The organism is Kutzneria sp. 744 (assembly GCF_000568255.1).
In the GTDB taxonomy this organism is placed as follows: Bacteria; Actinomycetota; Actinomycetes; order Mycobacteriales; family Pseudonocardiaceae; genus Kutzneria.
Map to the genome: position 1 here is coordinate 8361832 of NZ_KK037166.1, position 24260 is coordinate 8386091.

Sequence of the window (24260 nt, forward strand, 5' to 3'; positions counted from 1 at the left end):
GGCCTTCGAGCACGACGATCTCCTGCGCCGGGCCGGTCACCGGCTCGCCCGTGACGAACGCGTCGGCGAGCTCGGTGACCTGCTGGTCCCGGCGCACCCCGGGCAGGCCCTGCTCCGCCGACACGTCGACCGTGGCGGCATTGCCTCGTGCGGTTCTTCATTTCGGCGCACCAGCTTTGGCGCAGGCCTCGATCAGCGCGCGCAGCCCGGCCCCGGGCGGATCCGGTCGTACGGCGAGGAAGGCGCGCATCACAGGGGTCGGGTTGCGCAGCGGCCGGAACACCACGCCCGGCACCGGCAGCTGCTCCGCCTTGGGCGCATAGAACACCGTCCAGGACGGCCGGCCGAAACCGATGGCCGCCAGCGTGTCCTGGTCGGTGGTGAACTCCGGGCCGAACTCGGGCTCGAACCCGGCCTCGCGGCAGGACCGGGTGACGAGGTCGTGCAGCGTCGGATTTCGTTGCCGTGAAACCAATCGGAGCGGCAGACCGGCCAGGTCGGCCAGGTCGATCGCGCCTCGCACGGCAAGGTCGTGCCGGGCCGGCAGGGCCACCATCAGCGGATCTTCCCACAGCGGCAACAACTCCAGCCCTGACGCGGGCCGTTCGCCACGCAGCAGCGTCGCGTCCAGCTCGCCGGACCGCACCCGCCGCAGCCGCTCGTCCGTCTCCGCGGTCACGAGTTCGAGCGTGGCGTTTCCGCTCAACCGCGCGAATTCCGCCAGGATGATCTCCAGTCGTGACCCGAGGCCCGCGCTCGTGCCCAGCCGGACCGTCGTGGCGTGCTCGGCCCGCAGCTCGTCGATCGCCGTGCGGGCCTTGGCCGCCGTCGCCAGCATCTGGCGCGCGTGGGGGAGCAGCAGCTTGCCGGCCTCGGTCAGCCGCACGGTCCGCGTCGTGCGGTCGAACAGGTCCATGCCGAGATCCCGCTCCAGCCGCCGGATCTGCTGGCTGACCGCCGACTGCACGATGTGCAGCCGCTCCGCCGCCCGCCCGAAGTGCAGCTCCTCGGCCACCGTGAGGAAGTAGTGCAGCTGTCTGAGTTCCATGCCGTACGCCCCGATTGATCAGTTTCCGTGATGAGTGTATGCGCTGATCGCTGGTTGGTCCGGCCGTTTCGCGGGTGTTGGCATGGGCCCATGTTCGTGGACGTCGACAACACCAAGCTCTACTACGAGGACGAGGGCGCCGGCCCCGTCCTGCTGTTGCTGCACGGATGGGCCACCAGCGGCCGGGTCTGGGGCGCCCAGCTGCCCGAGTTCGTGGCGACCCATCGCGTGGTCACCCTCGACTGGCGGGGCTGCGGGCGTTCCGACCGCCCCGCCCACGGCAACACCCTCGACGGCGTGCTCGCCGACCTCGTCGCCGTCATCGAGCGGCTCGACCTCGACCGCCCCACCGTCGTCGGGTCCTCCATCGGCGGCAGCTTCGCCACCGAGCTCGCCGTCTGCCACCCGGAGTTGATCTCCGCCGCGGTCTCCGTCGACGGGCCGGCCTTCTGGCCTTCGACGGGCATGCCCTTGGCGCAGTTGCGTTCCGACCTTCGTGACGACCGGGCCGGCACTTTCGCCGGCTGGGTTCCCCGATGGTTCGCCCCCGGTGTCGAGCCCGCCCTGGTCGACTGGACCGTGCGGCAGATGCTCGACTCCGGCGTCTACATCGACGAGCACTTCGACGGGTGCCTGACCTACGACCCTCGCCCCGTGCTGCCCGGCCTCATGGCGCCCATCCACTACATCCACGGCGAGCTCGACACCGAGATTCCCGTTGCCGTGGCCGAGGAATGCGCCGCCCTCACGCCCGGAGCCTCCGTCGCCGTGATCCCCGGTGCCGGCCACATGCCCCATCAGGAAAATCCCGCCGCCTTCAACGCCGCACTGCGCAAGTTCTTGTCCTGAAAGGAAATTCCATGCCACACGTCCTTGTTCGCCTCAGCGGTGGCGACGCCGTCGTCGAGTACGACCTCAGCGGCTCCGGTCCCGGCGTTGTGCTCGTGCATGGCACCGCTACCTCCCGTTTGCAGTGGGAGGGCTTGACTTCCGCTTTGAACGACCGTTTCACCGTTGTCGCGCCCGACTATTCCGGCTCCGGCGGCACCACCGACCACGGCGGGCCGCTCACCCTCGCGGACCTGTCCGCCGAGGTCCTCGCCGCCGCCGACCATGCCGGGCTCGGATCGTTCCACCTCGTCGGCCATTCCCTCGGCGCCGCCGTCGCCACCCACCTAGCCGGCACCAGTCCCGACCGTGTGCTTTCCCTTGCCCTGCATGCCGGTTGGGTTCGCACCACCCCGCGCATGGCCGCCGAATTGCTGTACTGGAAGGAAGTTCTGGCCGCCGACGTGTCCTTGTTCGCCCGCATGCTTCCCTTGATGGCTTTCGGCCCGCGCTACTGGTCCTCCGCCCCCGACAACGAAACCCTGGTCCGCGATCTCGCCTCGATGATCAGTCCCGGCGCCCTCCGTCAGATCGACGTCGATCTCTCCGTCGACCTCGCTTCGGTGCTGGGCTCCATCTCCGCGCCCACCCTCGTCCTGGCGAGCACGCACGACCGGGTCATCGAGGCCGCCCAGCAGGAGGCCCTGCTCGCCGGCATCTCCACCGCCCGCTACGCCGAGATCGACGCCGGCCACGGCGCGCCCGCCGAAGACCCTGCGGGTTCATCGGCCGGATCGCCGGGTTCCTGGATGAGCTGGTGCTCGCTCGCTAGTCATTTCCCTTGGCGGCCATGGCTTCCTGCGCTCCCTTGACCGCCAGCCGGTCCGCCCGCTCGTTCTCCGGATGCCCCGCGTGGCCCTTCACCCAGTGCCATTCCACCTGGTGCGGGGCCATCGCGGTGTCCAACCGCTGCCACAGGTCCGCGTTCTTCACCGGCTCGCGGTTGCTGGTCTTCCAGCCGTTGACCTTCCAACGCGGCATCCAGCTCATCACGCCGTTGCGGACATACGTGCTGTCCGTGTACACCGCCACCGTCGACGGCCTGGTCAGCGTTTCCAGCGCACTGATCGGCGCCATCAGCTCCATGCGGTTGTTCGTGGTCGGGCCCGGGTCACTGCCGTAGAGATCCCGCTCGTGACGGCCGTAGCGCAGCACCGCGCCCCAGCCACCCGGCCCCGGGTTTCCGCTGCACGCGCCGTCCGTGTAGATCTCCACCGCCTGCTCGTCCGCCACGCCCGTGACCTTACTTGTGGGAGGATCGCCGCCGTGAAATGGAGCCGCGGTGTCCACCACCTCGAGGAACTCGCCCGTCGATGCGCCACGCCCTCGCCCGTGCCGATGATGCCGGTCACCGGGCTCTGGGTCTTCGGCGACCTCCTCGGCGAGCCCCGCGACCTCGAATGGGTCCAGGTGGCCGTCGTCGTCGACCTCCCCGCCGACGACGTGCCGTGGCTCTCCCTTCCCGCCGGCGCCCAGCACTGGGCCCAGGCCATGCGCGTCCGTGAGCCCCTCGTCGCCTACTACCGCCCGGCCGTCCGTCCAGTGTGGAACCACCGCATCTCCCGGCCCGCCCTCATCTGGGATGCCGACGGCGTTCGCGAGGCCACCCTCGCCGCCCTCCACGACGGCCGCGGCGGCGACGTCCGCCTCGACGCCCCCACCCCTGCCGAGCTTCGGGGCCAGCTGGAGGCCGACCTCGCCACCAGCCTCCGCGCCCTACGCCGTCAGCACCGCTCGTACGACGACAAGCGCTGGAGCCCCGGCAAGCTCGAACCTCACGCCGACTCCCTCTGGCGCGCCACCGACGGCTACCTCGACCTCCTGGACGCCTGAGGCGACTGCCGTCTCGGCGGATTTCGGGGGAGGAGGCGTTGGTCATCTCACCGAACCGTCCGCTCTCCAAGACCTTGTCCGACGCCCTTTCAGCCTTCCCGCGACCGCGCCGCAGCAGGCGCGATGACCAGTCCGTGCAGCACAAGGGAAGCCATGTCGTCGAGCTGCTCGGCGAGGTCGAAGGGGGCGGGATCGTCGTGCACCCAGCGCAGCACCGTGGCGAAGTACCCGGCGGCGAGCAACCGTCCCGCCACCGCGGCATCGACGTGACGCTCCAACTCGCCGATCTGCTGGCCGTGTTCGACGGTCTTCGTCAGGTCGGTCTCCAACGCGGGCCCGCGCAACGGGTCGCCGTGCCGCATCGCGGCGTCCATGAGAGCGGCGGTCTCGGGGCGGGATTCGACGTTGAGCCGCGCGAGTTCGCGTAGATAGTGCCGGATCTGGTCGGACGGGCCGAGGTCGTCGGCCTGCCCGGCGAACATGGCGTGGACGTTCGAGGAGATGCTCGCCTACGCCTCCCGTGGCACCACCGTGTGACCCGGCGATGTTCTCGGTTCCGGCACCTGCGGTTCCGGCTGCCTTGCCGAACTGTGGGGGCGGCACGGCACGGCGGGCCTGTCACCGCTGGCACCCGGCGACGTGGTCACCATGACCGTCGACGGACTGGGAACCATCAGCAACAAGGTCGTGCCGGGCCGCGATCCGGTCCTCATCCCGGCCGCGCGGGCCAAGTGTCGAGGTCCACGCCGCTGACGGTGGTGATGACCCGATACGGAATGCGGATCGTTCTCGTCCACCACTAGCAGCGAGGTTCTCCGGCGCGGAGGTCTTGCCGACGCCGCCGGGGAGCAGCGGATCACCACAGCCGTGAACTCCGTAGCCCGTCGTGCTACGTGGGGCTACACTGGTGTTCGTGAAGGTGATCACCCAGCGGGAGTTCCGCAACAACTCTGCCGCCGTTATGGACGCGGTGGAGGCGGGCGAGACGTACCACGTCACCCGGAACGGCGTTGAGGTCGCGGAATTGCGTCCTGTCGCGCGCCGGCGTCGGCTGACCGCGGCGGAGTTGGTCGAGCGGCACCGGAAGCTGCCGAGGATGGACTTCGTCCGCATGCGGCAGGAGGCCGACGAGTTCTTCGGCACGGAGGACCGTCTCGGCGACGATGATGTGTGGGAGCGTGGTCGTGGCTGAGCGTCACGAGTCAGGTGTGCTGGACACGTGCACCTTTATCGACCTGGCCGTGCTCGATCCCGCGACTCTCCCGGCGATCCCGCAGATCACCGCGATCACGATGGCCGAGTTGCACCAGGGCGTCGCGATGGCCAAGGACGCTGCGACGCGGGCGGTGCGAACCGAGGTCCTGGGCGCGGCCATCGTCGAGTTCGACCCGTTGCCTTTCGACGCCGAGGCCGCGACTCGGTACGGCACGTTGGTCGCGCTGACTCTGGAGGCGAAACGTGACCCGAAGCCGCGGCGGATCGACCTGATGATCGCGGCCATCGCGTCCGCCCGAGGTCTGCCTCTGTATACACGCACCGAAGCCGACTTCAAGGGTTTGGAAGACATGGTTGAGCTCATCACAGTTTAAGGTCGGCTCCAGATGCCGCGGTGTCAGCGACGTGCCGGCGGAGCGTGACGGTTGCTGCGCACCCACAACGGCGACGAATTCACAAGGCCGGCAGGCATGGCAGAGGTCGCGGTAGTGCGATTGAACCGTTTCCGCACAGCGGCGGAAACACCGACGCGACCTTGGCTACGTCGTTCAACAGCGTGGTGGACGGCTGGCCGCGCACCGGCTCGGTCTCGGCCACCACGAGCAGTGAGCCGTCTTGGCGCGACGCGTAGTGCTGGGCGGTGAACTTGATACCGCCTAACTCGAGCGCCTCGGTCCCGAACGGGGTCACGTCGCCGGTTCCGTACATGTCCTCCAGATGCTTCAACCGATCCGCGTCGCCGGCTGATGACATGGTCACCCACATCACGGACACGGCCATGATGTTGCCACGCGTGTCGGCCAACGCGAACAGCGCTTGGTTCAATGAGTCACACGGCGTCTGCACGAAGAACTGCTGCACCTGTCCGTACGACTGCACCGCGCAACGAAGCTGTTGCTTGACAACCTTCTTTACTTCTCGTAGCGCCATGCGTTGCCAGGTCTCGGTCTCTTTTCCCCTGCTCGCGGAATCCTTGCCACTGGTCGTTCGAGCGTCGGAGCCCTGTTGCACTGCGGTATCCAGTGCCGTGCCAACGGAATCCGTGACGGTCGCCCCGTTCGCCCCGGCCACCAGTCCGGCAACCACGGCGGCCGCCACTATGGTGCCGGCTGTTTTTCCCTTCTTCGGGGTGATCGGGTAGCGCGTTCCGTCAGGGCGTGTGCGGAATTCCACCACGTCGCGTCCCCTCGTCTTGCGGTGTGCGGACGATAGTGCTCTGCATGCGTCAGGCGTGGTGGCTGTCTGGACGTGGGTCACCCGAATAGACCAATGTGGGAGAAGTTCGCGCCGTAGCATCGGCAAATTCGACGAGATTGAGTCCCGCAAATGCGGACATGCGGGTTAGGGGCGCTGATCTGCGTGAAAGCCTGGTGTCTGCGTTGTCGACCACCACAAACGGGGCTGCCTGGTGGATCGACAGTCCCGTTCGACGGACCTGTTCACCGGTCGCTAGCGCGTCACTCGTCGAGACGGCGCTTCCGCTCGCCCAGCGTCGAGTCGTCGCTGTGGCCCGGGTAGAAACAGGTGTCGCCACAGCGGTAGCCGCGCCACGCAGTAGCACCAGGTAGCACCCGGGACGATTGGTGCCATGTCGATCCAGCCCGAGATCACACAGCGTGACCTGCGCAACCGGTCCAAGGAGATCATGGACGCGGTGGAGCACGGCCAGACGTTCACGGTCACCCGTGACGGCCATCGGATCGGTGAGTTGATCCCGCTGCGTCGTCGGCGCCGGTTCGTCCCTCAACAGGAGTTCGCCGCCATGTCTCGCAACGCGCCCAGCGTCGACATCGAGACCTTCCGGGCTGACCAGTCAGCCGCGATCGATCACGAGGCGGACAGCCCGTATGACCGGTGAGCGTCACTCGCAGGGACTGCTCGACACGAACATCGTGATGCTGCGCAGGAAGATCGACCCGAACGACCTGCCCGACGAGATGGCGATCAGCGCGATCACGCTGGCCGAACTGTCAGCCGGACCGCACGAGGTTCGCGGCAACACCGAGCAGACCGCCTACGACGAGCGCGCGGAGCGCGCGCGGCGCCTGGAGATTCTCCAACGCGTGGAGAACGAATTCGACCTGATCCCGTTCGACGCCGAAGTCGCCCGGATCTACGGCCGCGTCGCCGCAGCTGTGATCGGGGCGGGCCGCAAGCCCCGCGGTCGCTTCGCGGATCTGATGATCGCGGCAACCGTCATTGCCGAGGGCTTGCCCCTCTTCACGACGAATCCAAAGGACTTCGTCGGCCTCGACGCGCTGTTGACGATCGTGCCGGTCAACCGCCCCATGCTTGAGCATGAGGGAAGTCGGCGCTGACGACGTGCTCTCGTGTGGCTCCGAGTTGAGCGCGGCCTGCAAGCGCAGCGTCGGGTCATCGCCATGGCCTGGGTAGAACCAGGTGTCGTCGGGCGGGGCGTCGAACAGTCGCTCCGAGGCACCGTCCAGCAGCGAGGTGAAGTTCTCCGGCGAGAAGGTTTTCCCACACCGCCGGGGAACAGCGTATCATCACAGCGGTGAACAAGTCTGTGTGCTGGGTGTGCGTCTAGGACAGTCGTCGTCATAGCGCGATACGGCGGACTTCCTCCGCGAACTCGGGTACATCGCAGCGTTCGAGTCGGGCGAGTAGCCCGCTGAGATCCATTGGCGGCTTGCGGAATCGCTGAGCCTGCCTGGCGAGTGCGTTGAGCACCCTGGCTGGTGCGAGGTCCAGTTAGTCGAGCAGGAACGCGTCGGGGTGAACCGCGTTGACGTTGTGGGGTTCGAGTTGCTTCGCCGGGAAGTCGACCAAGTTGAACGTCACGACGGCCTGTGCGCCGCCGGCGATCGCCGCAGCGAGTACATGCCGGTCATCTGGATCTGGAAGTTCCAGTCCAACGGCAATGGGTTGCCAGCCATCAACCATCGCGCCGTTGAACGCTGCGTTCATCAGCGCCAGGGTTCGATCGAACATCGCCGGATCGACTTTCCGCTTGGCGATGACATTTCTGCGGACCTCGTCAAGGATCGCTTGCGACCACAGCGGTCGGAAGAGCTCTGCTTCGGCGAGGGTGAGCATGGTGTCTCGAAGGACGTTGGGAAATAGGACGCACGCGTCCACTACGACCGAGTACACGGATGTGGTTACCTGATCTCCGTAGCCTCGTCGTCGTAGAGTCCGAGTTCTTCGGTCTGCTGGACCAACTCGTCCAGCGCTTCGCGCCGTTCTTGACGCCGCTGGTCGCGGTACGTGAGGAGATCGTCGAGGCGGATACGGCGGTGCCGGCCGGGCTTCTCGAAGGGGATCTTGCCGTCCTCCAGCAGCTTGATCAGAGTGGGCCGGCTGACGCCGAGTAGGTCGGCGGCCTCCTGCGTGGTCAGGCGCTGGGCCAGTGGCGCCACGGTGATCGCACGTCCCGCGCGCATCGCAGTGATCACCTGTGACAGCACCTCATACACCGCGGTCGGCAGGTGCACGAGAGTCCCGTCCGGTGTCACCAGGGCCGCGTCTGCCTGAGTTCGGCTCAACAGCGTCGCAAGCTCATCCAACTCGTGGCGCTCAGTCGGGTCGCTCGGGGGGAGGATCGGCCGGTCAACGGTCGCGGTCATCGCTGTCTGCCCCTCTGGTTACCGGTGGTTGCGTCACCAGCATCCTCCCCGTAAAACGAAAAAATCGCAAGCGGCTTGTTGGGTTCGAGGAGACCGCGTCGGCAAGATCAATGGTCATCTGGACGGCGGTTCCGTGGCCATCTGGACGGTCGACCGGTGGTCTGATGGCCGCACGTTGGTCAGCTCGCCGGTGCCGCCAAGGCACGCAGTTGGTCAGAGGTGAGGCCGTCGGTCGGCCATGATGTGATCTCGCATGCCCTGCCAACTCGCACGAGCCCGCCTGGAGTGGCGTCGAGTATGACCCGGCCCCAGCGGTCGTCGAGCCAGTTGCCGTCGTTGCGAGTCACCGAGACATCGAAGAGGAGGCCCTCTGCCATGCCGGGTGCCCGGCAGATGCCCATGATTCGTATCCTCGCCAGTCCTGGGGCGACTGCCCAAGCCTCGCGGATGGTCGCTAGCGTGTGTGCGCCGAGTAGGTCGGCGTAGGCCTCGTGCAGTTCGGACTTGGTCCACTTCCGCACGGACGGCTTGCCAGTCGGCGTCACGTGGGGCTTCTTGTCTGGAAGTACGTCGGCACCGGGCAGCAGAACAGCTAGGACTGCGGTGTCGCCTCGAGCATCGAGCACAGAGACTGGTGCCGCATTGTCCCCGAAGGCCGCCGTCAGTACGGGTTGCAGCACCGCCGGATCGCCGGCGAGCAGCGAATGCCACCAAGCATCGGATCGACTTTGCAGGACCCGCTGCTGTTCTTGGAGCTCTTCGTGGACCCGGGCGGCATGGATTCGGCCAGTGGCGGCGCATTCGGCGTGCAACTGCCGGCGGAGTCCCAGTTGCCAGAACGGGACCGTGCTCCTCCGACGCTTCCACTCATCCAGCTCGAAGGGGCGGGGATCCACTGGCTCTGGAGCAGCGATGATCGGGCGTTCGACTGGGGCGAATCGCTCGCGCTGCACAGCCATCAGCTCGCTGAGTCTGCTCTCAGCAAGCGACGCCCCGATCGCTCTTGCCGTGGGTTGTGGATTCGCAACCTGCTGGCGAGTTCCTCGATTCGGCTGGGCCGCAGCCCGCCGGGATCCCGTGCGTTTGCCTCGCCCTCGATTGCTCGGGCCCAGCACCGCCCCGATCAGCGCATTCTCCGCGGCGCCGAGCGGATTAGTGACCGTGTAGACCGCCCGGCTCGCCTTGCGAACAGCCTTCGGGGTCACCGCACGCTTAGCGGTACGGACCGGATGCATAGCTCGGCGGACCGATCCTGGCGTGGCACTGCGGACCCCTCTTTGCCAGGATCGTGTGAGACACCCCGTGTGAGCACGAGGGGTTCCTGACCAAGGGCGGGATCGGAGATCCTTGTGCCCGTGTCCACCCCCGCTGACGACCAGCCCACCCGCTCGACCCCGCCGGCCGACCCCGCACCGCGACCCACACGGCGGGCGTTCACCCCCGAGTACAAGCTGGCGATCGTCACCGAGTACGAGAACGCCCCCAACGGCGAGAAAGGCGCGATCCTCCGCAGGGAAGGCCTGTACTCCTCCCACGTCATCGAATGGACACGAGCCCGCGACGCCGGCGCCCTGACCACCGGACCCACAGACCCCGCCGCCCCTGCCCGGCGCCCCAAGAAGACAGCCGAGCAGATCGAGCTGGACAAACTCCGCCGCCGCAACGCACAACTGGAAGCCGACCTCACCAAGACCCGACTCGCGCTGGACATCATGGGAAAAGCACACGCACTCTTGGAAGAACTCTCCGAGAGTGCGGACACCGACGAGCCGCCGACGACATCATGACGACCGCGTTCACCGAGCTGCGCGACGCCCATACCTCGGTGCAGAAAGCCTGCGCGCTGACCGGCATTCCCCGCGCCACCCACTATCGACGCGCCAGCCCGACAGGCCCGATGCACGGCCCATGGCTGCCCCGCACCCCACCGCCGGCGGCCTTGGCCGACGCCGAGCGGGCGGCCGTGCTCGCCCTGCTGACCAGCCCCGCCTACCGGGACCTGGCCATCCCCCAGGTCTGGGCCCGCGAGCTGGACGAAGGCCGCTACCACTGCTCGATCTCCACCATGTACCGGATCGCCCGCGCCGCCAGGCAGGTGTCCGAACGCCGCCGGCACGCCACCCACCCGCCCCGGGTCCGCCCGGAGCTGGTCGCCCGCGGCCCCAGCGAGGTGTGGTCCTGGGACATCACCGCGCTGAAAGGGCCCGCGAAGGGGATCTGGTACAAGTGCTACGTCATCCTGGACATCTTCTCCCGGTACGTCACCGGTTGGCTGGTCGCCGCGGCCGAGGACGCGGTCGTGGCCAAGGACTTCCTCGCCGACGCGGTGCGCCGTAACGGCTGCGAGCCACACACGATCCACGCCGACCGCGGCGGGGCGATGGTGTCCAAGCCGGTGTCCGAACTCCTGGTGGACCTGGGTGTCCTGCGGTCTCACTCCCGGCCGCGCACCTCGAACGACAACCCGTACTCCGAAGCGCAGTTCAAGACGATGAAGTACGTGCCGGACTTTCCCGACCGGTTCGGGTCACTGGCCGACGCCCGCGCGTTCTGCGAGGGTTTCTTCCTGGCCTACAACCATGAGCACCGGCATTCCGGAATCGGGATGCACACCCCGGCCTCGGTCCACTTCGGGACCGCGCAGCAGATCCGTGTCCAGCGGCAGGCCACGCTCAACCGGGCCTACGCCGCGCACCCTGAGCGCTTCGCCCGCCGGCCCCGCCCGCCCGTGCTGCCGGAGGTGGCCTGGATCAACCAGCCCGTCCACCAACAGTCGCAACCAGCCTCGTAGGCCACAACAGTCTCAATTGGACTTGACAACTACCGGACCGCCTTGCGTGCCAGCCTTCGTCCAAAGCCCATGCTGGCTATTCGTGCGGGCACCCCGGTTGTTAGGGGTGCCCGCGCACCAATCTGATGCTCACCAGCCGCGGGAGCGCCATTCGTCGAGGTGCGGCTTCTGCTCGCCCAGCGTCGAGTCGTCGCCGTGGCCGGGGTAGAACCAAGTGTCGTCGGGCAGCGCGTCGAACAGTCGCGATGAGACGTCGTCCAGCAGAGACGTGAAGTTCTCCGGCGACGAGGTTTTCCCCACGCCACCCGGGAAGAGGGAGTCGCCGGTGAAGAGGTGGGGGTGGCCGGCGGGGTCGCGGTAGAGGAGGGCGATGGAGCCGGGGGTGTGGCCGCGGAGGTGGATGACCGAGAGGGGGGAGTCGCCGACCTCGAGGGTGTCGCCGTGCTCGACGAGGAAGTCGGGGGGCACGGGGAGGGGAGGGGCGTCGAGGGGGTGGGCGGCGGTGTTGGAGCCGTTGGCGCCGGCGACGGCCCCCAGGGCCTGCCAGTGGTCGGGGTGCTGGTGGGTGGTGACGACGGTTTTGAGCCGGGGGCGTTCGGCGTCGTGGCCGAGCAGGTCGGCCAGGCGCTCGGGGTCGGCGGCGGCGTCGATCAGCAGGGCGTCGCCGGTGCGGCGACAGACCAGCAGATAGGCGTTGTTGTCCATGGGCCCGACCGAGATCTTGGTGATGGTCAGGGCGTCCAAGGTCCGCCGCGCGGCCGGCCCGTTGGGGTCGACATGTCCCGTGTACTCCTCGACAACGTCCACGCCACCGAACTTAGTCGCTCGGCCACCGTCCCTCCATGGCGGCCGAGCGTTCACACGATGGGGTGGATCTCACAGCCAGGCGGGGAGCGTGGGGACGTCGCCGGTGACACCGGAGGGGTCACGGCCGGTCACCCAGGCGAGTGCTCCGGCGGGGCTGGCGGTGACGTGGTGCACGTCGCCGTCGCCGGCGACGTCCCAGCTGCGGGCGCCGACGGTGAGGGTGAAGGCGGGGCGGGAGGGCAGCGCCCGATAGAAGACGAGGGCGTCGCCGATGATGCGTTCGGCCAGGTCGACGTGCACGTCCGAGAAGGAGACGCCGGCGGCGAGGTCGACCATGTGCACCCAGAGCTCGCTGACCCGCTTCCACGGCACCTGGTAGGCCCGCACGGGCCGCCCGCCGGTCATGACGACCTCGGCCTGCCAGGCGGTGTCACCCAGACCGGTGGCAGCGGCGGCGAACCGGCCACAGGCGGCGACGATGTCCTGCTCCAGCAGCCACAGCGACCGAGGGGCGCCCTCGTCGATGTCGATGTCCCGGTCGGACCGGCTGGCGTACATGGGGTGCTCGACGCCGGTCCTGGCCCAGGTCAGGAGGTTGACCAGGCCGTCGGCGTTGCGGGCGAGGTGGGTCAGCACGTGTCCCCGCGTCCACCCGGGCAGGGCGCTCGCGCCCCGGGCGGAGGCGTCGTCCATGGCCGCGACGACCTGGAGCAGTCTGGCGGTCGCCTGTTCCACCGCGGCCAGGCCGACGGCGGCCTCGCGGACGGCCTCGGACTGGCGCAGCCGCTGCGGCGGCACGGTGACCCCAGCGGTTTCGGACGTGTGCGTGGCGGAGGTATTACTGACCATCAGCTCATCCCGACGTCGCGGCGTGATCAGATACCTAACCCAGCGTACGGCCACCCATCGCTCACCGGTAGTGCCCTGGACCTGCGGATCCCGCCCCTCGACGCAAATTGTCGGACCCTCGGCATAACATGGTTGCTCGACCACACTTTCGATCTTTCCGTCCGCCAGTCCTGCGTGAAGGGGAACCAGTGGCAGACCGCCTCGTCGTTCGCGGCGCCCGGGAGCACAACCTGCGCGGCGTCGACCTCGACCTGCCCCGCGACAGCATGATCGTGTTCACCGGCCTGTCCGGCTCGGGCAAGTCGAGCCTGGCCTTCGACACGATCTTCGCCGAGGGCCAGCGGCGCTACGTCGAGTCGCTGTCGGCCTATGCCCGGCAGTTCCTGGGCCAGATGGACAAGCCCGACGTCGACTTCATCGAGGGACTGTCGCCCGCGGTCTCCATCGACCAGAAGTCCACCAACCGCAACCCGCGGTCGACCGTCGGCACCATCACCGAGGTCTACGACTACCTCCGCCTGCTCTACGCCCGCGCCGGCAAGCCGCACTGCCCGGTCTGCGGCGAGGCGATCACCAAGCAGACGCCGCAGCAGATCGTGGACCAGGTGCTGGCCATGCCGGCCAACACCAAGTTCCAGGTGCTGGCCCCGATCGTGCGCGGCCGCAAGGGCGAGTTCCTCGACCTGTTCTCCAACCTCCAGTCCCAGGGCTACGCCCGGGCGCTGGTGGACGGCGCGGTGCACCTGCTGTCCGACGAGCCGCCGAAGCTGAAGAAGCAGGAGAAGCACCACATCTCCGTGGTGATCGACCGGCTCGCGGTGAAGGCCTCGTCCAAGCAGCGCCTGACCGACTCGGTGGAGACCGCGCTGCGCCTGGCCGACGGCCTGGTGGTGCTGGACTTCGTCGACCTGCCGGAGGACGACCCGGAGCGCGAGCGCCGCTTCTCCGAGCGGCTGGCCTGCCCGAACGCGCACCCGCTGGCCATCGAGGACCTGGAGCCCCGCTCCTTCTCCTTCAACTCGCCCTACGGCGCCTGCCAGGTCTGCACGGGTCTGGGCACCCGCAAGGAGGTCGACCCGGAGCTGGTCGTCCCGGACGACGAACTGTCGCTGGGCGAGGGCGCGATCGCGCCGTGGCAGGGCGGCCAGTCCGCGGACTACTTCATCCGCCTGCTGGAGTCGCTGTCCACCACGATCGGCTTCCGCATGGACACGCCGTGGCGGCAGCTGCCGGCCAAGGTGCAGAAGGCGGTGCTGCACGGCGTCGACGAGCAGGTGCACGTCCGCTACCGCAACCGCTACGGACGTGAGCGTTCCTACTACGCGAACTTCGAGGGGGTCATCCCGTTCCTGGAGCGCCGCCAGGAGCAGACCGAGTCGGAGTTCATGCGGGAGAAGTACGAGGGCTACATGCGGGAGGTGCCCTGCCCCGCCTGCCAGGGCACGCGCCTCAAGCCGGAGATCCTCGCCGTCACGCTGGCCCACAAGACGCAGGGCGACCGCTCCATCGCCGAGGTGTGCGCGCTCAGCGTGGCCGAGTGCTCGAAGTTCCTGGACGGCCTGACGTTGGGCAAGCGCGAGAAGATGATCGCCGGCGCGGTGCTCAAGGAGGTGCAGGCCCGCCTGCGCTTCCTGCTCGACGTGGGCCTGGACTACCTGTCGCTGGACCGGGCCGCGGGCACGCTGTCCGGCGGCGAGGCGCAGCGCATCCGGCTGGCCACGCAGATCGGCTCGGGCCTGGTGGGCGTGCTCTACGTGCTGGACGAGCCGTCGATCGGCCTGCACCAGCGGGACAACCACCGCCTGATCGAGACCCTGACCCGGCTGCGCAACCTGGGCAACACGCTGATCGTCGTCGAGCACGACGAGGACACCATCCGGCACGCGGACTGGATCGTGGACATCGGCCCGGGCGCGGGCGAGCACGGCGGCCAGGTGGTGCACAGCGGCACGTACAAGCAGCTGCTGGCCAACAAGCAGTCGATCACCGGCGCGTATCTGGCCGGCCGCAAGGAGATCGCCACGCCGGCGATCCGCCGCCCGATCGACCGGAAGCGGCAGCTGACCGTGGTCGGCGCCCGCGAGCACAACCTGCGCGGCATCGACGTGTCGTTCCCGCTGGGCTGCCTGGTCTCGGTCACGGGCGTGTCCGGCTCCGGGAAGTCCACGCTGGTCAACGACATCCTGGCGACGGTGCTGGCCAACAAGCTCAACGGCGCCCGCCAGGTGCCGGGCCGGCACACCCGGATCAAGGGCCTCGACCAGGTGGACAAGCTGGTGCAGGTCGACCAGTCGCCGATCGGCCGCACCCCGCGGTCCAACCCGGCCACCTACACCGGCGTGTTCGACAACATCCGCAAGCTGTTCGCCTCCACCACCGAGGCCAAGGTGCGCGGCTACCAGCCGGGGCGGTTCTCGTTCAACGTCAAGGGCGGCCGCTGCGAGGCGTGCGCCGGCGACGGCACCATCAAGATCGAGATGAACTTCCTGCCGGACGTCTATGTGCCGTGCGAGGTGTGCAAGGGGGCCCGGTACAACCGGGAGACCCTGGAGGTGCACTACAAGGGCAAGACCATCGCCGAGGTGCTGGACATGCCGATCGAGGAGGGGGCCGAGTTCTTCGAGCCGATCACCGCGATCCACCGCCACCTCAAGACGCTGGTCGACGTCGGCCTCGGCTACGTGCGGCTGGGCCAGCCGGCGCCGACGCTGTCCGGCGGCGAGGCGCAGCGCGTGAAGCTGGCCAGCGAGCTGCAGAAGCGCTCCACCGGCAAGACCGTGTACATCCTGGACGAGCCGACCACGGGCCTGCACTTCGAGGACATCCGCAAGCTGCTGGGCGTCATCTCGGGCCTGGTGGACAAGGGCAACACGGTGATCGTGATCGAGCACAACTTCGACGTGATCAAGACGTCGGACTGGATCATCGACATGGGCCCGGAGGGCGGCTCGGGCGGCGGCACGGTGATCGCCGAGGGCACGCCCGAGGAGATCGCCGAGGTCAAGAACAGCTACACCGCGGAATTCCTGCGGGACGCGCTGAAGAACTGAGCCCTTATGCAGGGAAGGACGCCTTACCCTCGTTCAACGCGGGTAAGGCGTCCTTCACTGCATGGTAAGGGGGTTACTGGACGAGCTTGCCGACCGCGTTGGCCTCCTCGACCTGGTTGGCCAGGTAGTCCCACGACAGGTTGATGAAGCCGCCGTCGCCCCAGTTGGTGCCCCACGAGTTCTGCACGCGGACGCCGTTGCTGTCGTAGCCGATGATGGTGATCTCGTGGCCGCCCATGTACGGGTCGCCCGAGGTCGGGTAGTAGCTGTAGTCGGTCGCCTGCTGGCGGGAGATCCGCTCGAAGCTCTGGTACACGGGAATGGAGATGGCCACCGGCAGGCCCTGCGAGATGGCCTGCTGCACGCCCGCCTTGATGCCGTTGCCGGTGCTGATCGGCGTGTAGCCGGACAGCTTCCAGTTGGCGGCGTTGGAGCGCTCGCTGGAGTCGGGCTGGGTGGTGTAGTCGAAGTTGCCCTGCCAGTAGTCGTCCATGGTGTCGACGCCCTGCGAGGTCAGGATGTCGAACGTGTCCGAGGGCGTGCTGCCCTGGTCGTTGCCGCGGGCCAGCTGCGCGTAGGTGTACATCGGGGCCTGCGGGTGGCCGCTGATGCCCTGTTCGTTCTCCAGGATGCTCATCGCCGTGTAGTCGATGGCCCACGACACGCAGGAGCCGACCTGGCCCTGGTCGCCGGGGGTGACCGCGTACTGGGCGAGCGAGGCGCTGGCCGGGACGCGCGGGATGGCCCGCACGGCGAGGGCGTCGCGGTGCGGTGCGCGGTGCTGGGAGGGCAGCGCGCCGTTGGCCCGGTGATGCGTCGTCGAAAGCAGGGGAGCGGCGACGGCGATCGGGGCCGCCAGGGCGCCGACCGTGCCGGCGACGGCGAGCGCGATGGCCACGCGTGAGAGCGTGTTGCTCATGGACTGTCCTTTTCAGATCAGGTGCAGGGAGATCTGGAAAGGCAAAACTAAGTGTGAGCAACACTCGTGAAGTAGGTACTTTAGTCTGGTTGGGTTAACTGTTAATCGTTCGGCGTTCAACGATTCCCAGCGCACCGGCCAGCACCGCCGCCGCGCACAACAGAGGGACCGTCACGTGTCCGTCGCCGAAAAGTACCCCACCCTGCTGGCCGTCAAACGTGACGGATGACCAGAGAATGATTTCCGCGCCGGCCGCGACCGACACGGCGAGCAACGGTCCGAATACAACGGGTGTCGATCGGCGGGCGGTGAGAGCCGGAAGGGCCGACGCCGCAACGCAGGCGAGGGCCGCGAACACCAGCCCTGGCACCGAACCGCCCACAAAGGCCGATACCAGGCACAGCGCGGCGGCGATGAAGGCCCGATACGGCAGCAGCGACAACGCGCAGCCCACGACCACGCCGAGAATCGCGAACGGCCAGGTGATGTTGGTGGGCACGCCGATGCCCAGAGTGACCACTGTGGTCGCCGCCAGCCAGGCCAGCGGGCGCCAGCCGAACAGGACGGTCAGCACGATGGCGGCCGCGGCGAAGGAGAAGCCGATCACGCCGAGGGTCTCCTGGGGCGAAATGCCCTGGAAGAGAAGGGGAAGCAGGGCAAGGAGCGAGGCGAGCACGCCGATCGTCAGGGGGCGAAGGGCCACAGTAGACCGGAAAGGAGAGGCGGCGTCGGGTTCTGTGGGAAGCGGGGCGTCGGCTGGGAGCGAGCGCGGGGCCGGAGCGGGCCTAGGGGCCGGCCGTCTACTGGACTTGGGCCGCCGCACGGTTGCCGCCAACAACCCGCCCGCCGCGCCGACGGCGAGCAGCCAGTGCGCCCCGGGTAGGTGCCCGCCGACCACGTACCCGCCGATGGCGAAGCCGACCAGCGCGGGCAGCCCGACGTCCTGGGCCCCGGCCAGCACGGCCAGCAGCGTCAGGATCCGCACGGCGGTGGCCGCGACCACCAGGGCCAGGCGGAGATCGGCCGGTGGGTCAAGGGCGGCGACGAGCAGGGCGATGTCCACCGGGGCGGTGACCAGCAGCACATCCGGCCAGCGGTGGCCGAATCCGAGGCCGGCTCCGGTGGCGCCCACCACGGCGACCAACACGAGCACGGCGTCCAGCCAGGTAGCGCCGGCGCCTAATCGACCGCCGGCGTACACGACCAGCTCGCTCTGCTGGCCCCCGTCGGCCGCGGCCCCGGCCGTGGCCAACACGAGCGCGGCGATCGGGAGCACGTTCTGCCTCGTCACGAGGTGCACCGTAGGGGGTCGGCGAAAAAACTTCTCCCATTACCTGAACCAGTCAGCCATGGCTGCCGTGTTCTGGGGTGTCCACGTCGAATCGAAGGAGCCCCTGCCATGAACCGGACCCGCGCTCTCGTGCTGGCGACGTCGGCGGCCTTCGGTCTGACGACGGTCGCCGCGTGCGGCGGCACCGCGCCGCAGCAGGCCGCGCCCCCGCCCGCGACCCAGCAGCAGACCGATCCCAACCAGGTGAAGCTGACGGCCACCACGGTGGGCCAGCTGGGCCAGGTCGTCACCGACGCCAGCGGCATGACGCTGTACCGCTACGACGGCGACTCGGCGAACCCGCCGGCCTCCCACTGCGACGGCCCGTGCTCGCAGATGTGGCCGCCGGCGCTGGCCACGTCCAGCACGGCCACGCTGGACGGCATCGACCAGTCGGCAGTGGGCGTCATCCTGCGCAAGGACGGCACCAAGCAGATCACCATCAACGGCTGGGCCGTGTACCGCTTCATCAAGGACGCGGCGCCGGGCGACGCCAAGGGCCAGGGCGCGCAGCAGAAGTGGTACGCGGTCACCCCGCAGGGCAAGAAGGCCGCCGGCGCCCCGGCGACCGGCGGCGGAGCCCCGGCCAGCAGTGCCAAGAAGGAGACGCCGACCACCAGCATCGATCCCGGCGCAGGCGGCTATGGCTACTGAGTCCACCCACCGCCTCTGTTCGAAAGTGCAATGAGATGCAGCTGCTCGCAGTCTCGTCGACGCCCGGGTGGTTCACCGGCCCTACCCGGGCAATCGCCGGTCCGATCGATCTGATACCCAATACCGCGAATCGTCGGCAGCAACGTGGAGGTACGCGGGTGGGGATCGCAGAACGCTGGTCGCGCAGGGGAGGGAGGTCTGCCGGCGACGAGGCGCTGATCCGATCCCTGTACGAGGAACACGGACGGAGTCTGCTCGCTTACGCGACGCGACTGACCGGGGACCGGGCCGCGGCCGAGGACGTCGTGCAGGAGACCCTGGTGCGGGCGTGGAAGCACGCCGACGACATGGTCAACAACAAGGGCTCGGTGCGGGGCTGGCTGCTCACCGTGGCCCGCAACATCATCACCGACCGGGCCCGGGCCCGCGCGGTCCGGCCGACGGAGGTCGCGGAGACGCCGACCACGCCGCCGATCCAGCGCGACCACGCCCAGGGCGTGGTGGACTCGATGGCCGTCCTGTCGGCGCTGAACACTCTTTCGGCCGAGCACAGGGACGTGCTGGTTGAGATCTACTACCGTGGTAAGTCGGTGACCGAGGCGGCGTCCACCCTGGGCCTGCCGCCGGGCACCGTGAAGTCAAGATCGCACTACGCGTTGAAGGCACTGCGGACGGCGATGGCCGAGCAGCCGGCGGAGGTGACCCGATGACAGCTCCCGAGCACGACAAGGCGCTTGTCGGCGCATACGTCCTTGGCGTTCTGTCGCCCGAGGAGAACACCGCCGCCGAGGCGCACCTGGACAGCTGCCCGGAGTGCCGGCGCGAGCTGGACGAGCTGCGGATGCTGCACGACGAGCTGGGCGAGGTGCCGCCAGAGGCGTTCCTCGACGGCCCGCCCGACGGCGGCGACCTGCTGTTGCAGCGCACGCTGCGTGAGGTCCGGGGCATCTCGTCCCGCCAGCGCGTGTGGGGCGGCTCGCTGGCCGCCGCCGGCCTGGTCGCGGTGGTGGCGCTCAGCGTCGGCGCCGGGGTTTTTGTCGGCAACCAGACCGCTTCCGGCCCCGGCAACGGCGTCGCGGCCCCCACGGCCAGCCCGCTGCCGCCCGGCACCAAGCACGCCTCGAACGTCGACGCGACCACCGGGGCGCACCTCGCCGCGACCGTGATCCCGGCCAACAACGGCTGGGTCAAGCTCCAGGTGCAGGCCGGGGACATCGCGCCGGGGCAGCGCTGCAAGCTCTTCGTCACGTCCAAGGCCGGCAAGCAGGAGCAGTTCGGCGGCTGGCTGGTCGGGGCCAACGCCACGCCCGGCAAGTCGATCACCCTGGACGGCACCGCGCTGATGTCGATCAACGACGTCGCCTCGGTGTCGGTGGTCAACGACCAGGGCCAGGTCCTGGTCAACACCCCGGTCTGAGCCCGCTTTTATGTCAGGAAGGGCCCCTTACTGACGTTGAACGTCAGTAAGGGGCCCTTCCTGACGTTCAACGTCAGGATCGGTCCCTTGATCAGGGGGTTGACTCCAGGCGGTTGCGGATGACCTTGCCGGTGGCGGTGCGGGGGAGGCGGGGCACGAGGACGACGTCGCGGGGGACCTTGTGCCGGGCCAGGCTGACCCGGACGAACTCGCGCAGCTCGGCGGGGTCGAGCACGGCGCCGGGGGTGGGCACGACGAAGGCCCGCAGCCGCTGCCCGAACTCGTGGTCGGCCACGCCGATCACGGCGGCGTCGCGCACCTGGTAGTGGGTCATGAGCAGGTTCTCGACCTCGCCCGGGAACACGTTCTCGCCGCCGGAGATGATCATGTCGTCCTCGCGGCCGTCGATGAACAGCCGGCCGGCGTCGTCGAAGTGCCCGAGGTCGCCGGTGTCGGCCAGCCCGCTGATGCCGTCGCGCACGGAGCGGACGGTGGCCCGCAGGGAGCTGCCGACGTGGATGCGCCCGACCTTGCCGGCCCCGCTGACCTCGTGGTTGTCCTCGTCGTATAGCCGGACCGTGCAGTTGTGCGGGCTGTAGCCGACGGTGCCGGGCGCGGCGCGGAGGTCCTCGGGCGTGGCCACGGTGGCGACGGCGACCTCGGTGGTGCCGTAGAAGTTGTAGAGCACGTCGCCGAGCCGTTCCATGACCACCTTGGACAGCGACGGCGAGAGGGCGGAGCCGGAGCAGAACAGCACCCGCAGCTTGGCCAGCTCGTAGCCGGTGAGCTCCCGCTCGCCCAGCTCCATGATCCGTTGCAGCATGGTCGGCACGACCACGAGCGTGCTGCACCCGTAGCGGTCGACGGCGGCCATGGTCTGTCGGGCGTCGAACCGCCGCCGCACGATCATCGTGGAGCCCAGCCCCAGCGCCAGCACCACGTGCAGGAAGCCGATGCCATGGAAGATCGGCGCCGCGATGAAGGTGGATTCCCCGGCCCGCAAGGGAATCCGGTCGAGGAAGTCGGCGGCGGCCAGGCCGGAGCGGATCTTGCGCGGGGCCGCCTTGGGCGCTCCGGTGGTGCCGCTGGTCAGCAGGACCACCTTGGACACGTCGCGGGGCCGCCGCAGCCGGCCCTTCGGGGCGTCGGCGATCAGCTCGTCCAGCGTCGGCACGCCCGCGCCGGGCTCGTCCCGCCAGGCCACGAAGCGCTGCACGGCCGGGTCCAGCTCCTGCAGCACCGGCACGAACTCCTGGTCGTACACCAGGACGTCCACCTGTTCACGGCGGATCAGCCCGGCCAGCTGGGGCGCCGCCAGCCCGGTCCCGAGCAGGATCGTGGTGGCGCCGAGCTTGCCGCAGGCCAGCATCGTCTCGATCGGGCCGCGGTGGTCACGGCACAGCACCGCCACCACACTGTCCGGCCCGATCTCCTTGGCCCGCAACGACTTCGCCAGAGCGGTGGACCGTTGCTCCAGCTCGCCGAAGGTGACCTCGCCGCGGTCGTCGACGATGCCGGCCACCTCGGGCCGTCGGCGGGCGGCGAGCTTGGCCGCGCCGACCACCGCGCCCCAGTGCCGCACGTCGGCGAGCGCGCGACGGCTGCTCAACGCGTGCCCCGAACTGATCATGCCGGCCCTGGCCAGCACCCTGACGTCGTGCAGCCCGCTCATATAGGACAGTTAACGCAGCGGAAGCCCGGGCGGTTCGACCGCCGCCCGGGCCCGTGGCAACCGGTTACACGAACGCGCTGATCAGCGCGGCCATGGCGAAGCCGGTCACCGACAGCACGGTCTCCAGCACGGTCCAGCTGGCGAGGGTCTCCTTGACCGGGATGCCGAAGTACCGGGACACGATCCAGAACCCGCCGTCGTTGACGTGCGAGGCGATGATCGAGCCGGCGGCGATGGACATGGCGATCAGAGCGGTGTGCGGCTGGGAGTAGTGCAGCTCGGGCAGCAGCGGCGCGATGATGCCGCCGGTGGTGACGATGGCGACGGTGGCCGAGCCCTGGGCCAGCCGCAGGCCGCAGCTGATCACGTACACGAGCACGATCACCGGCAGCCCGGCCGCCCGCAGCGACCCGGACAGCGCCGTGCCGATGCCGGTGGCGGCCAGCACCGCGCCGAAGAAGCCGCCGGCGCCGACCACCAGCAGGATCATCGCCACCGGCCGCAGCGAGGCGGCCGACAGCTGGCCGGCCTGCGTCTTGGTCATGCCACGGCGATAGCCGAGCAGCCAGAACGCCAGCAGCACGGCGATGGTCAACGCGATGCCGGGCGTGCCGAGGAAGGCGAAGATGTTCAGCGCCAACGAGTCCTTGGGCAGCAGGATGCTGCCGAAGGTGCCGCACAGGATCAGCACCAGCGGGATGCCGATGATCGTGCCGACCAGGCCGAGCGAGGGCGGCTTGCGGTCGTTGGACCCGCTGTCCGCGGCCGCCTTCTGGGCGGCGGCCAGCATCTCCTCCGGCACCGGCAGGTTGATCCGCTTGCCGATCCACGTGGAGTACAGGATGCCGCCGACGAAAAACGCGGGCAGGCCGCAGGCCAGGCCCATCAGGATCATCCAGCCCAGGTCGATGTGCAGCAGGCCGGCGATGGCCACCGGGCCGGGGTGCGGCGGCAGGAACGCGTGCGTGATCGACAGGCCGGCGATCAGCGGCAGCGCGTACAGCAGGATGGACCGCCCGCCGCGCTTGGCCGCCACGTAGACCAGCGGGGCCAGCACGAAGATGCCGATGTCGAAGAACACCGGGATGCCGAAGATGAGGCCGGACAGGCCCATCGCCAGCGGCGCCCGCTTCTCGCCGAACGCGCGGAGCAGGCCGGTGGTCAGCACCTGCGCGCCGCCGGAGGCCTCCAGGATGGAGCCGAGCAGCGTGCCGAGGCCGATGATCAGCGAGATGTGGCCGAGGATGCCACCAAAACCGGTCTCCAGCAACGACTTCGAGCTGGACTGGGCCGAGCCGACGATGGTCGACACCGGCAGGCCCGCGCCCAGCGCCACCAGCAGGCCGGCCACCACGAGCGCGATGAACGGCTCGGTCTTGAACCGGATGATCAACAACAGCAGCACGGCGATGCCGACGGCGGCGAGCAGCAGGAGCCCACCCGTCGAATGTTGCAGCCAGTTCATCGGTTTCCTCTCCGCAGGGAACCCCCGGGCGCGGCGCCGGTGGGCCGGTCGTCGTCGATCATGGGCACCCCGTTGACCAGCACGTACGGCAGCCCCAGGGCGCGCTGCCGCGGTCGGTCGAAGGTGGCCGTGTCGGCGACCCGTTCGGGGTCGAACACCACCAGGTCGGCCGCGAACCCCTCGCGGACCAGGCCCCGGTCGGTCAACCCCAGGCGGCGCGCCGGACGTCCGGTCAGGTGCGCCACACACTCCTCCATCCCCAGTACCCCCAGCTCACGCACGTACCGGCCGAGGTAGCGGGGGAACGTGCCCCACGCCCTCGGGTGCGGCCGGTCGCCGACCAGCAGCCCGTCGCTGCCGCCGGTGTGCGTGCGGTGCCGCATGATCGCGCGCACGTTGTCCTCGTGGCCGATGTGCATCAGGCAGGACGTGCCCAGCCGCTCGTCGATCAGCACGTCGAAGTACAGCTCGGACGGCGGAACACCCCGCGCGGCGGCGGATTCGGCGACGGTGTGGCCGACCAGGGCGGCGTTGCGCTCGTCGCGGACGCCGTTGATCTCGATGGTCCGCCAGTCCATCGGCACGCCGTGGCTGCCGTCCGAGCCGGTCTCCTCCAGCTCGACGCGGATCCGCTCCCGGGTGTCCACATCGGACAATCGTGCCACGGCCGCGTCCGGCCCGCCCGCGCTCACCCAGCTCGGCAGCAGCGCCGACAGGTAGGTCGCGCCCGGCAGG

At 69.0% G+C, this 24260-nt stretch carries 27 protein-coding genes and 1 pseudogene; 14 read left to right on the top strand and 14 right to left on the bottom strand.

Features of this window, described 5'->3' with window-relative positions; all coding sequences use genetic code 11:
• Positions 1-157: 157 nt before the first annotated feature.
• Positions 158-1048, bottom strand: coding sequence for a LysR family transcriptional regulator (locus KUTG_RS38595; protein ID WP_043724045.1), 891 nt, complete (start codon positions 1046-1048; stop codon positions 158-160).
• Between the two features lie 90 nt (positions 1049-1138).
• Here KUTG_RS38595 and KUTG_RS38600 point away from each other — a divergent pair, with 90 nt between their 5' ends.
• Entirely contained in the window at positions 1139-1897 is a 759-nt protein-coding gene (locus KUTG_RS38600; protein WP_043724048.1) for an alpha/beta fold hydrolase, read from the top strand.
• A gap of 11 nt (positions 1898-1908) precedes the next feature.
• The gene (locus KUTG_RS38605) at positions 1909-2748 is read left to right on the top strand and encodes an alpha/beta fold hydrolase (RefSeq protein WP_063753621.1); all 840 of its coding nucleotides are present in this window, start codon (positions 1909-1911) and stop codon (positions 2746-2748) included.
• On the opposite strand, the gene rnhA is transcribed toward KUTG_RS38605, so the two are convergent.
• Positions 2705-3169, bottom strand: coding sequence for a ribonuclease HI (rnhA, locus tag KUTG_RS38610; protein WP_043724052.1), 465 nt, complete (start codon positions 3167-3169; stop codon positions 2705-2707). The genes KUTG_RS38605 and rnhA overlap by 44 nt on opposite strands.
• A 33-nt stretch (positions 3170-3202) precedes the next feature.
• Between rnhA and KUTG_RS38615 the strand changes: the two genes are divergently transcribed.
• Positions 3203-3769, top strand: a complete 567-nt coding sequence (locus tag KUTG_RS38615) for a DUF7711 family protein (protein ID WP_157495076.1) — start codon at positions 3203-3205, stop codon at positions 3767-3769.
• Between the two features lie 89 nt (positions 3770-3858).
• On the opposite strand, the gene KUTG_RS38620 is transcribed toward KUTG_RS38615, so the two are convergent.
• Entirely contained in the window at positions 3859-4251 is a 393-nt protein-coding gene (locus tag KUTG_RS38620; RefSeq protein ID WP_052395888.1) for a hypothetical protein, read from the bottom strand.
• Here KUTG_RS38620 and KUTG_RS57045 point away from each other — a divergent pair.
• The 3 genes and pseudogenes from KUTG_RS57045 to KUTG_RS38630 all read left to right on the top strand — a co-directional run.
• Positions 4244-4522, top strand: a pseudogene (locus tag KUTG_RS57045) (fumarylacetoacetate hydrolase family protein); the annotation flags it as partial. The gene KUTG_RS38620 and the pseudogene KUTG_RS57045 sit on opposite strands and share 8 nt — an antisense overlap.
• Positions 4523-4682: 160 nt before the next feature.
• Positions 4683-4961 carry a type II toxin-antitoxin system Phd/YefM family antitoxin gene (locus tag KUTG_RS38625; protein ID WP_043732097.1) on the top strand — a complete coding sequence of 93 codons (279 nt, stop codon included), beginning with the start codon at positions 4683-4685 and terminating at the stop codon, positions 4959-4961.
• Complete coding sequence (locus KUTG_RS38630) at positions 4948-5358, top strand: type II toxin-antitoxin system VapC family toxin (protein WP_369794564.1); 411 nt, start codon at positions 4948-4950, stop codon at positions 5356-5358. The genes KUTG_RS38625 and KUTG_RS38630 overlap by 14 nt, the downstream gene beginning before the upstream one ends.
• A 79-nt stretch (positions 5359-5437) precedes the next feature.
• Here KUTG_RS38630 and KUTG_RS38635 read toward each other — a convergent pair whose 3' ends face one another.
• A complete protein-coding gene (locus KUTG_RS38635) occupies positions 5438-6160 on the bottom strand; it encodes a hypothetical protein (RefSeq protein ID WP_232241192.1) in 723 nt (240 codons plus the stop codon).
• 412 nt (positions 6161-6572) lie between these two features.
• On the opposite strand from KUTG_RS38635, the gene KUTG_RS38640 reads away from it, so the two are divergent.
• Positions 6573-6842: a type II toxin-antitoxin system Phd/YefM family antitoxin gene (locus KUTG_RS38640; RefSeq protein WP_043724056.1), complete on the top strand. Its 270-nt coding sequence runs from the start codon at positions 6573-6575 to the stop codon at positions 6840-6842.
• The gene (locus tag KUTG_RS38645) at positions 6832-7302 is read left to right on the top strand and encodes a type II toxin-antitoxin system VapC family toxin (RefSeq protein ID WP_043724059.1); all 471 of its coding nucleotides are present in this window, start codon (positions 6832-6834) and stop codon (positions 7300-7302) included. The genes KUTG_RS38640 and KUTG_RS38645 overlap by 11 nt, the downstream gene beginning before the upstream one ends.
• Positions 7303-7696: 394 nt before the next feature.
• Here the strand turns inward: KUTG_RS38645 and KUTG_RS38650 are convergent, their stop codons facing one another.
• The 3 genes from KUTG_RS38650 to KUTG_RS59445 all read right to left on the bottom strand — a co-directional run bounded on the left by KUTG_RS38650 (position 7697) and on the right by KUTG_RS59445 (position 9776).
• On the bottom strand, positions 7697-8098 hold the full coding sequence (locus KUTG_RS38650; protein ID WP_084580287.1) for a PIN domain-containing protein: 402 nt from the start codon (positions 8096-8098) through the stop codon (positions 7697-7699).
• Between the two features lie 8 nt (positions 8099-8106).
• On the bottom strand, positions 8107-8571 hold the full coding sequence (locus KUTG_RS38655) for a helix-turn-helix domain-containing protein (protein WP_043724062.1): 465 nt from the start codon (positions 8569-8571) through the stop codon (positions 8107-8109).
• Positions 8572-8750: 179 nt separating this feature from the next.
• Positions 8751-9776, bottom strand: coding sequence for a hypothetical protein (locus tag KUTG_RS59445; protein WP_157495077.1), 1026 nt, complete (start codon positions 9774-9776; stop codon positions 8751-8753).
• A 150-nt stretch (positions 9777-9926) separates the two neighbouring features.
• On the opposite strand from KUTG_RS59445, the gene KUTG_RS66635 reads away from it, so the two are divergent.
• Positions 9927-10358, top strand: coding sequence for a transposase (locus KUTG_RS66635; RefSeq protein WP_043718767.1), 432 nt, complete (start codon positions 9927-9929; stop codon positions 10356-10358).
• Positions 10355-11362 (top strand): DDE-type integrase/transposase/recombinase, encoded by a 1008-nt coding sequence (locus KUTG_RS38665; RefSeq protein ID WP_043724064.1) that lies wholly within the window; start codon positions 10355-10357, stop codon positions 11360-11362. The genes KUTG_RS66635 and KUTG_RS38665 overlap by 4 nt, the downstream gene beginning before the upstream one ends.
• Before the next feature lie 129 nt (positions 11363-11491).
• Here the strand turns inward: KUTG_RS38665 and KUTG_RS38670 are convergent, their stop codons facing one another.
• Positions 11492-12169, bottom strand: coding sequence for an MBL fold metallo-hydrolase (locus KUTG_RS38670; protein ID WP_043724065.1), 678 nt, complete (start codon positions 12167-12169; stop codon positions 11492-11494).
• 69 nt (positions 12170-12238) lie between these two features.
• A complete protein-coding gene (locus KUTG_RS38675) occupies positions 12239-13018 on the bottom strand; it encodes a maleylpyruvate isomerase N-terminal domain-containing protein (protein ID WP_052395889.1) in 780 nt (259 codons plus the stop codon).
• A 188-nt stretch (positions 13019-13206) separates the two neighbouring features.
• On the opposite strand from KUTG_RS38675, the gene uvrA reads away from it, so the two are divergent.
• Complete coding sequence (uvrA, locus tag KUTG_RS38680; protein ID WP_043724067.1) at positions 13207-16068, top strand: excinuclease ABC subunit UvrA; 2862 nt, start codon at positions 13207-13209, stop codon at positions 16066-16068.
• Between the two features lie 73 nt (positions 16069-16141).
• Here uvrA and KUTG_RS38685 read toward each other — a convergent pair whose 3' ends face one another.
• Both KUTG_RS38685 and KUTG_RS38690 read right to left on the bottom strand, forming a co-directional pair.
• Entirely contained in the window at positions 16142-16987 is an 846-nt protein-coding gene (locus tag KUTG_RS38685; RefSeq protein ID WP_043724068.1) for a C1 family peptidase, read from the bottom strand.
• Between the two features lie 94 nt (positions 16988-17081).
• Entirely contained in the window at positions 17082-18278 is a 1197-nt protein-coding gene (locus tag KUTG_RS38690) for a hypothetical protein (protein WP_157495079.1), read from the bottom strand.
• 108 nt (positions 18279-18386) lie between these two features.
• On the opposite strand from KUTG_RS38690, the gene KUTG_RS38695 reads away from it, so the two are divergent.
• The 3 genes from KUTG_RS38695 (at position 18387) to KUTG_RS38705 (ending at position 20388) form a co-directional block, all read left to right on the top strand.
• Positions 18387-18971: a hypothetical protein gene (locus KUTG_RS38695; RefSeq protein WP_052395890.1), complete on the top strand. Its 585-nt coding sequence runs from the start codon at positions 18387-18389 to the stop codon at positions 18969-18971.
• 164 nt (positions 18972-19135) lie between these two features.
• Positions 19136-19681, top strand: coding sequence for a sigma-70 family RNA polymerase sigma factor (locus tag KUTG_RS38700; protein ID WP_043732106.1), 546 nt, complete (start codon positions 19136-19138; stop codon positions 19679-19681).
• Positions 19678-20388 (top strand): anti-sigma factor family protein, encoded by a 711-nt coding sequence (locus KUTG_RS38705; protein WP_043724076.1) that lies wholly within the window; start codon positions 19678-19680, stop codon positions 20386-20388. Before KUTG_RS38700 ends, KUTG_RS38705 begins: the two co-directional genes overlap by 4 nt.
• 91 nt (positions 20389-20479) lie before the next feature.
• Here the strand turns inward: KUTG_RS38705 and KUTG_RS38710 are convergent, their stop codons facing one another.
• The 3 genes from KUTG_RS38710 to KUTG_RS57055 all read right to left on the bottom strand — a co-directional run.
• A complete protein-coding gene (locus KUTG_RS38710; RefSeq protein ID WP_043724077.1) occupies positions 20480-22060 on the bottom strand; it encodes an AMP-binding protein in 1581 nt (526 codons plus the stop codon).
• 64 nt (positions 22061-22124) lie between these two features.
• Positions 22125-23525 (bottom strand): GntP family permease, encoded by a 1401-nt coding sequence (locus KUTG_RS38715; RefSeq protein WP_043724079.1) that lies wholly within the window; start codon positions 23523-23525, stop codon positions 22125-22127.
• The coding region (locus KUTG_RS57055) for an amidohydrolase family protein (protein WP_043724082.1) at positions 23522-24260 on the bottom strand (739 nt) is incomplete at its 5' end. The genes KUTG_RS57055 and KUTG_RS38715, both read right to left, overlap by 4 nt.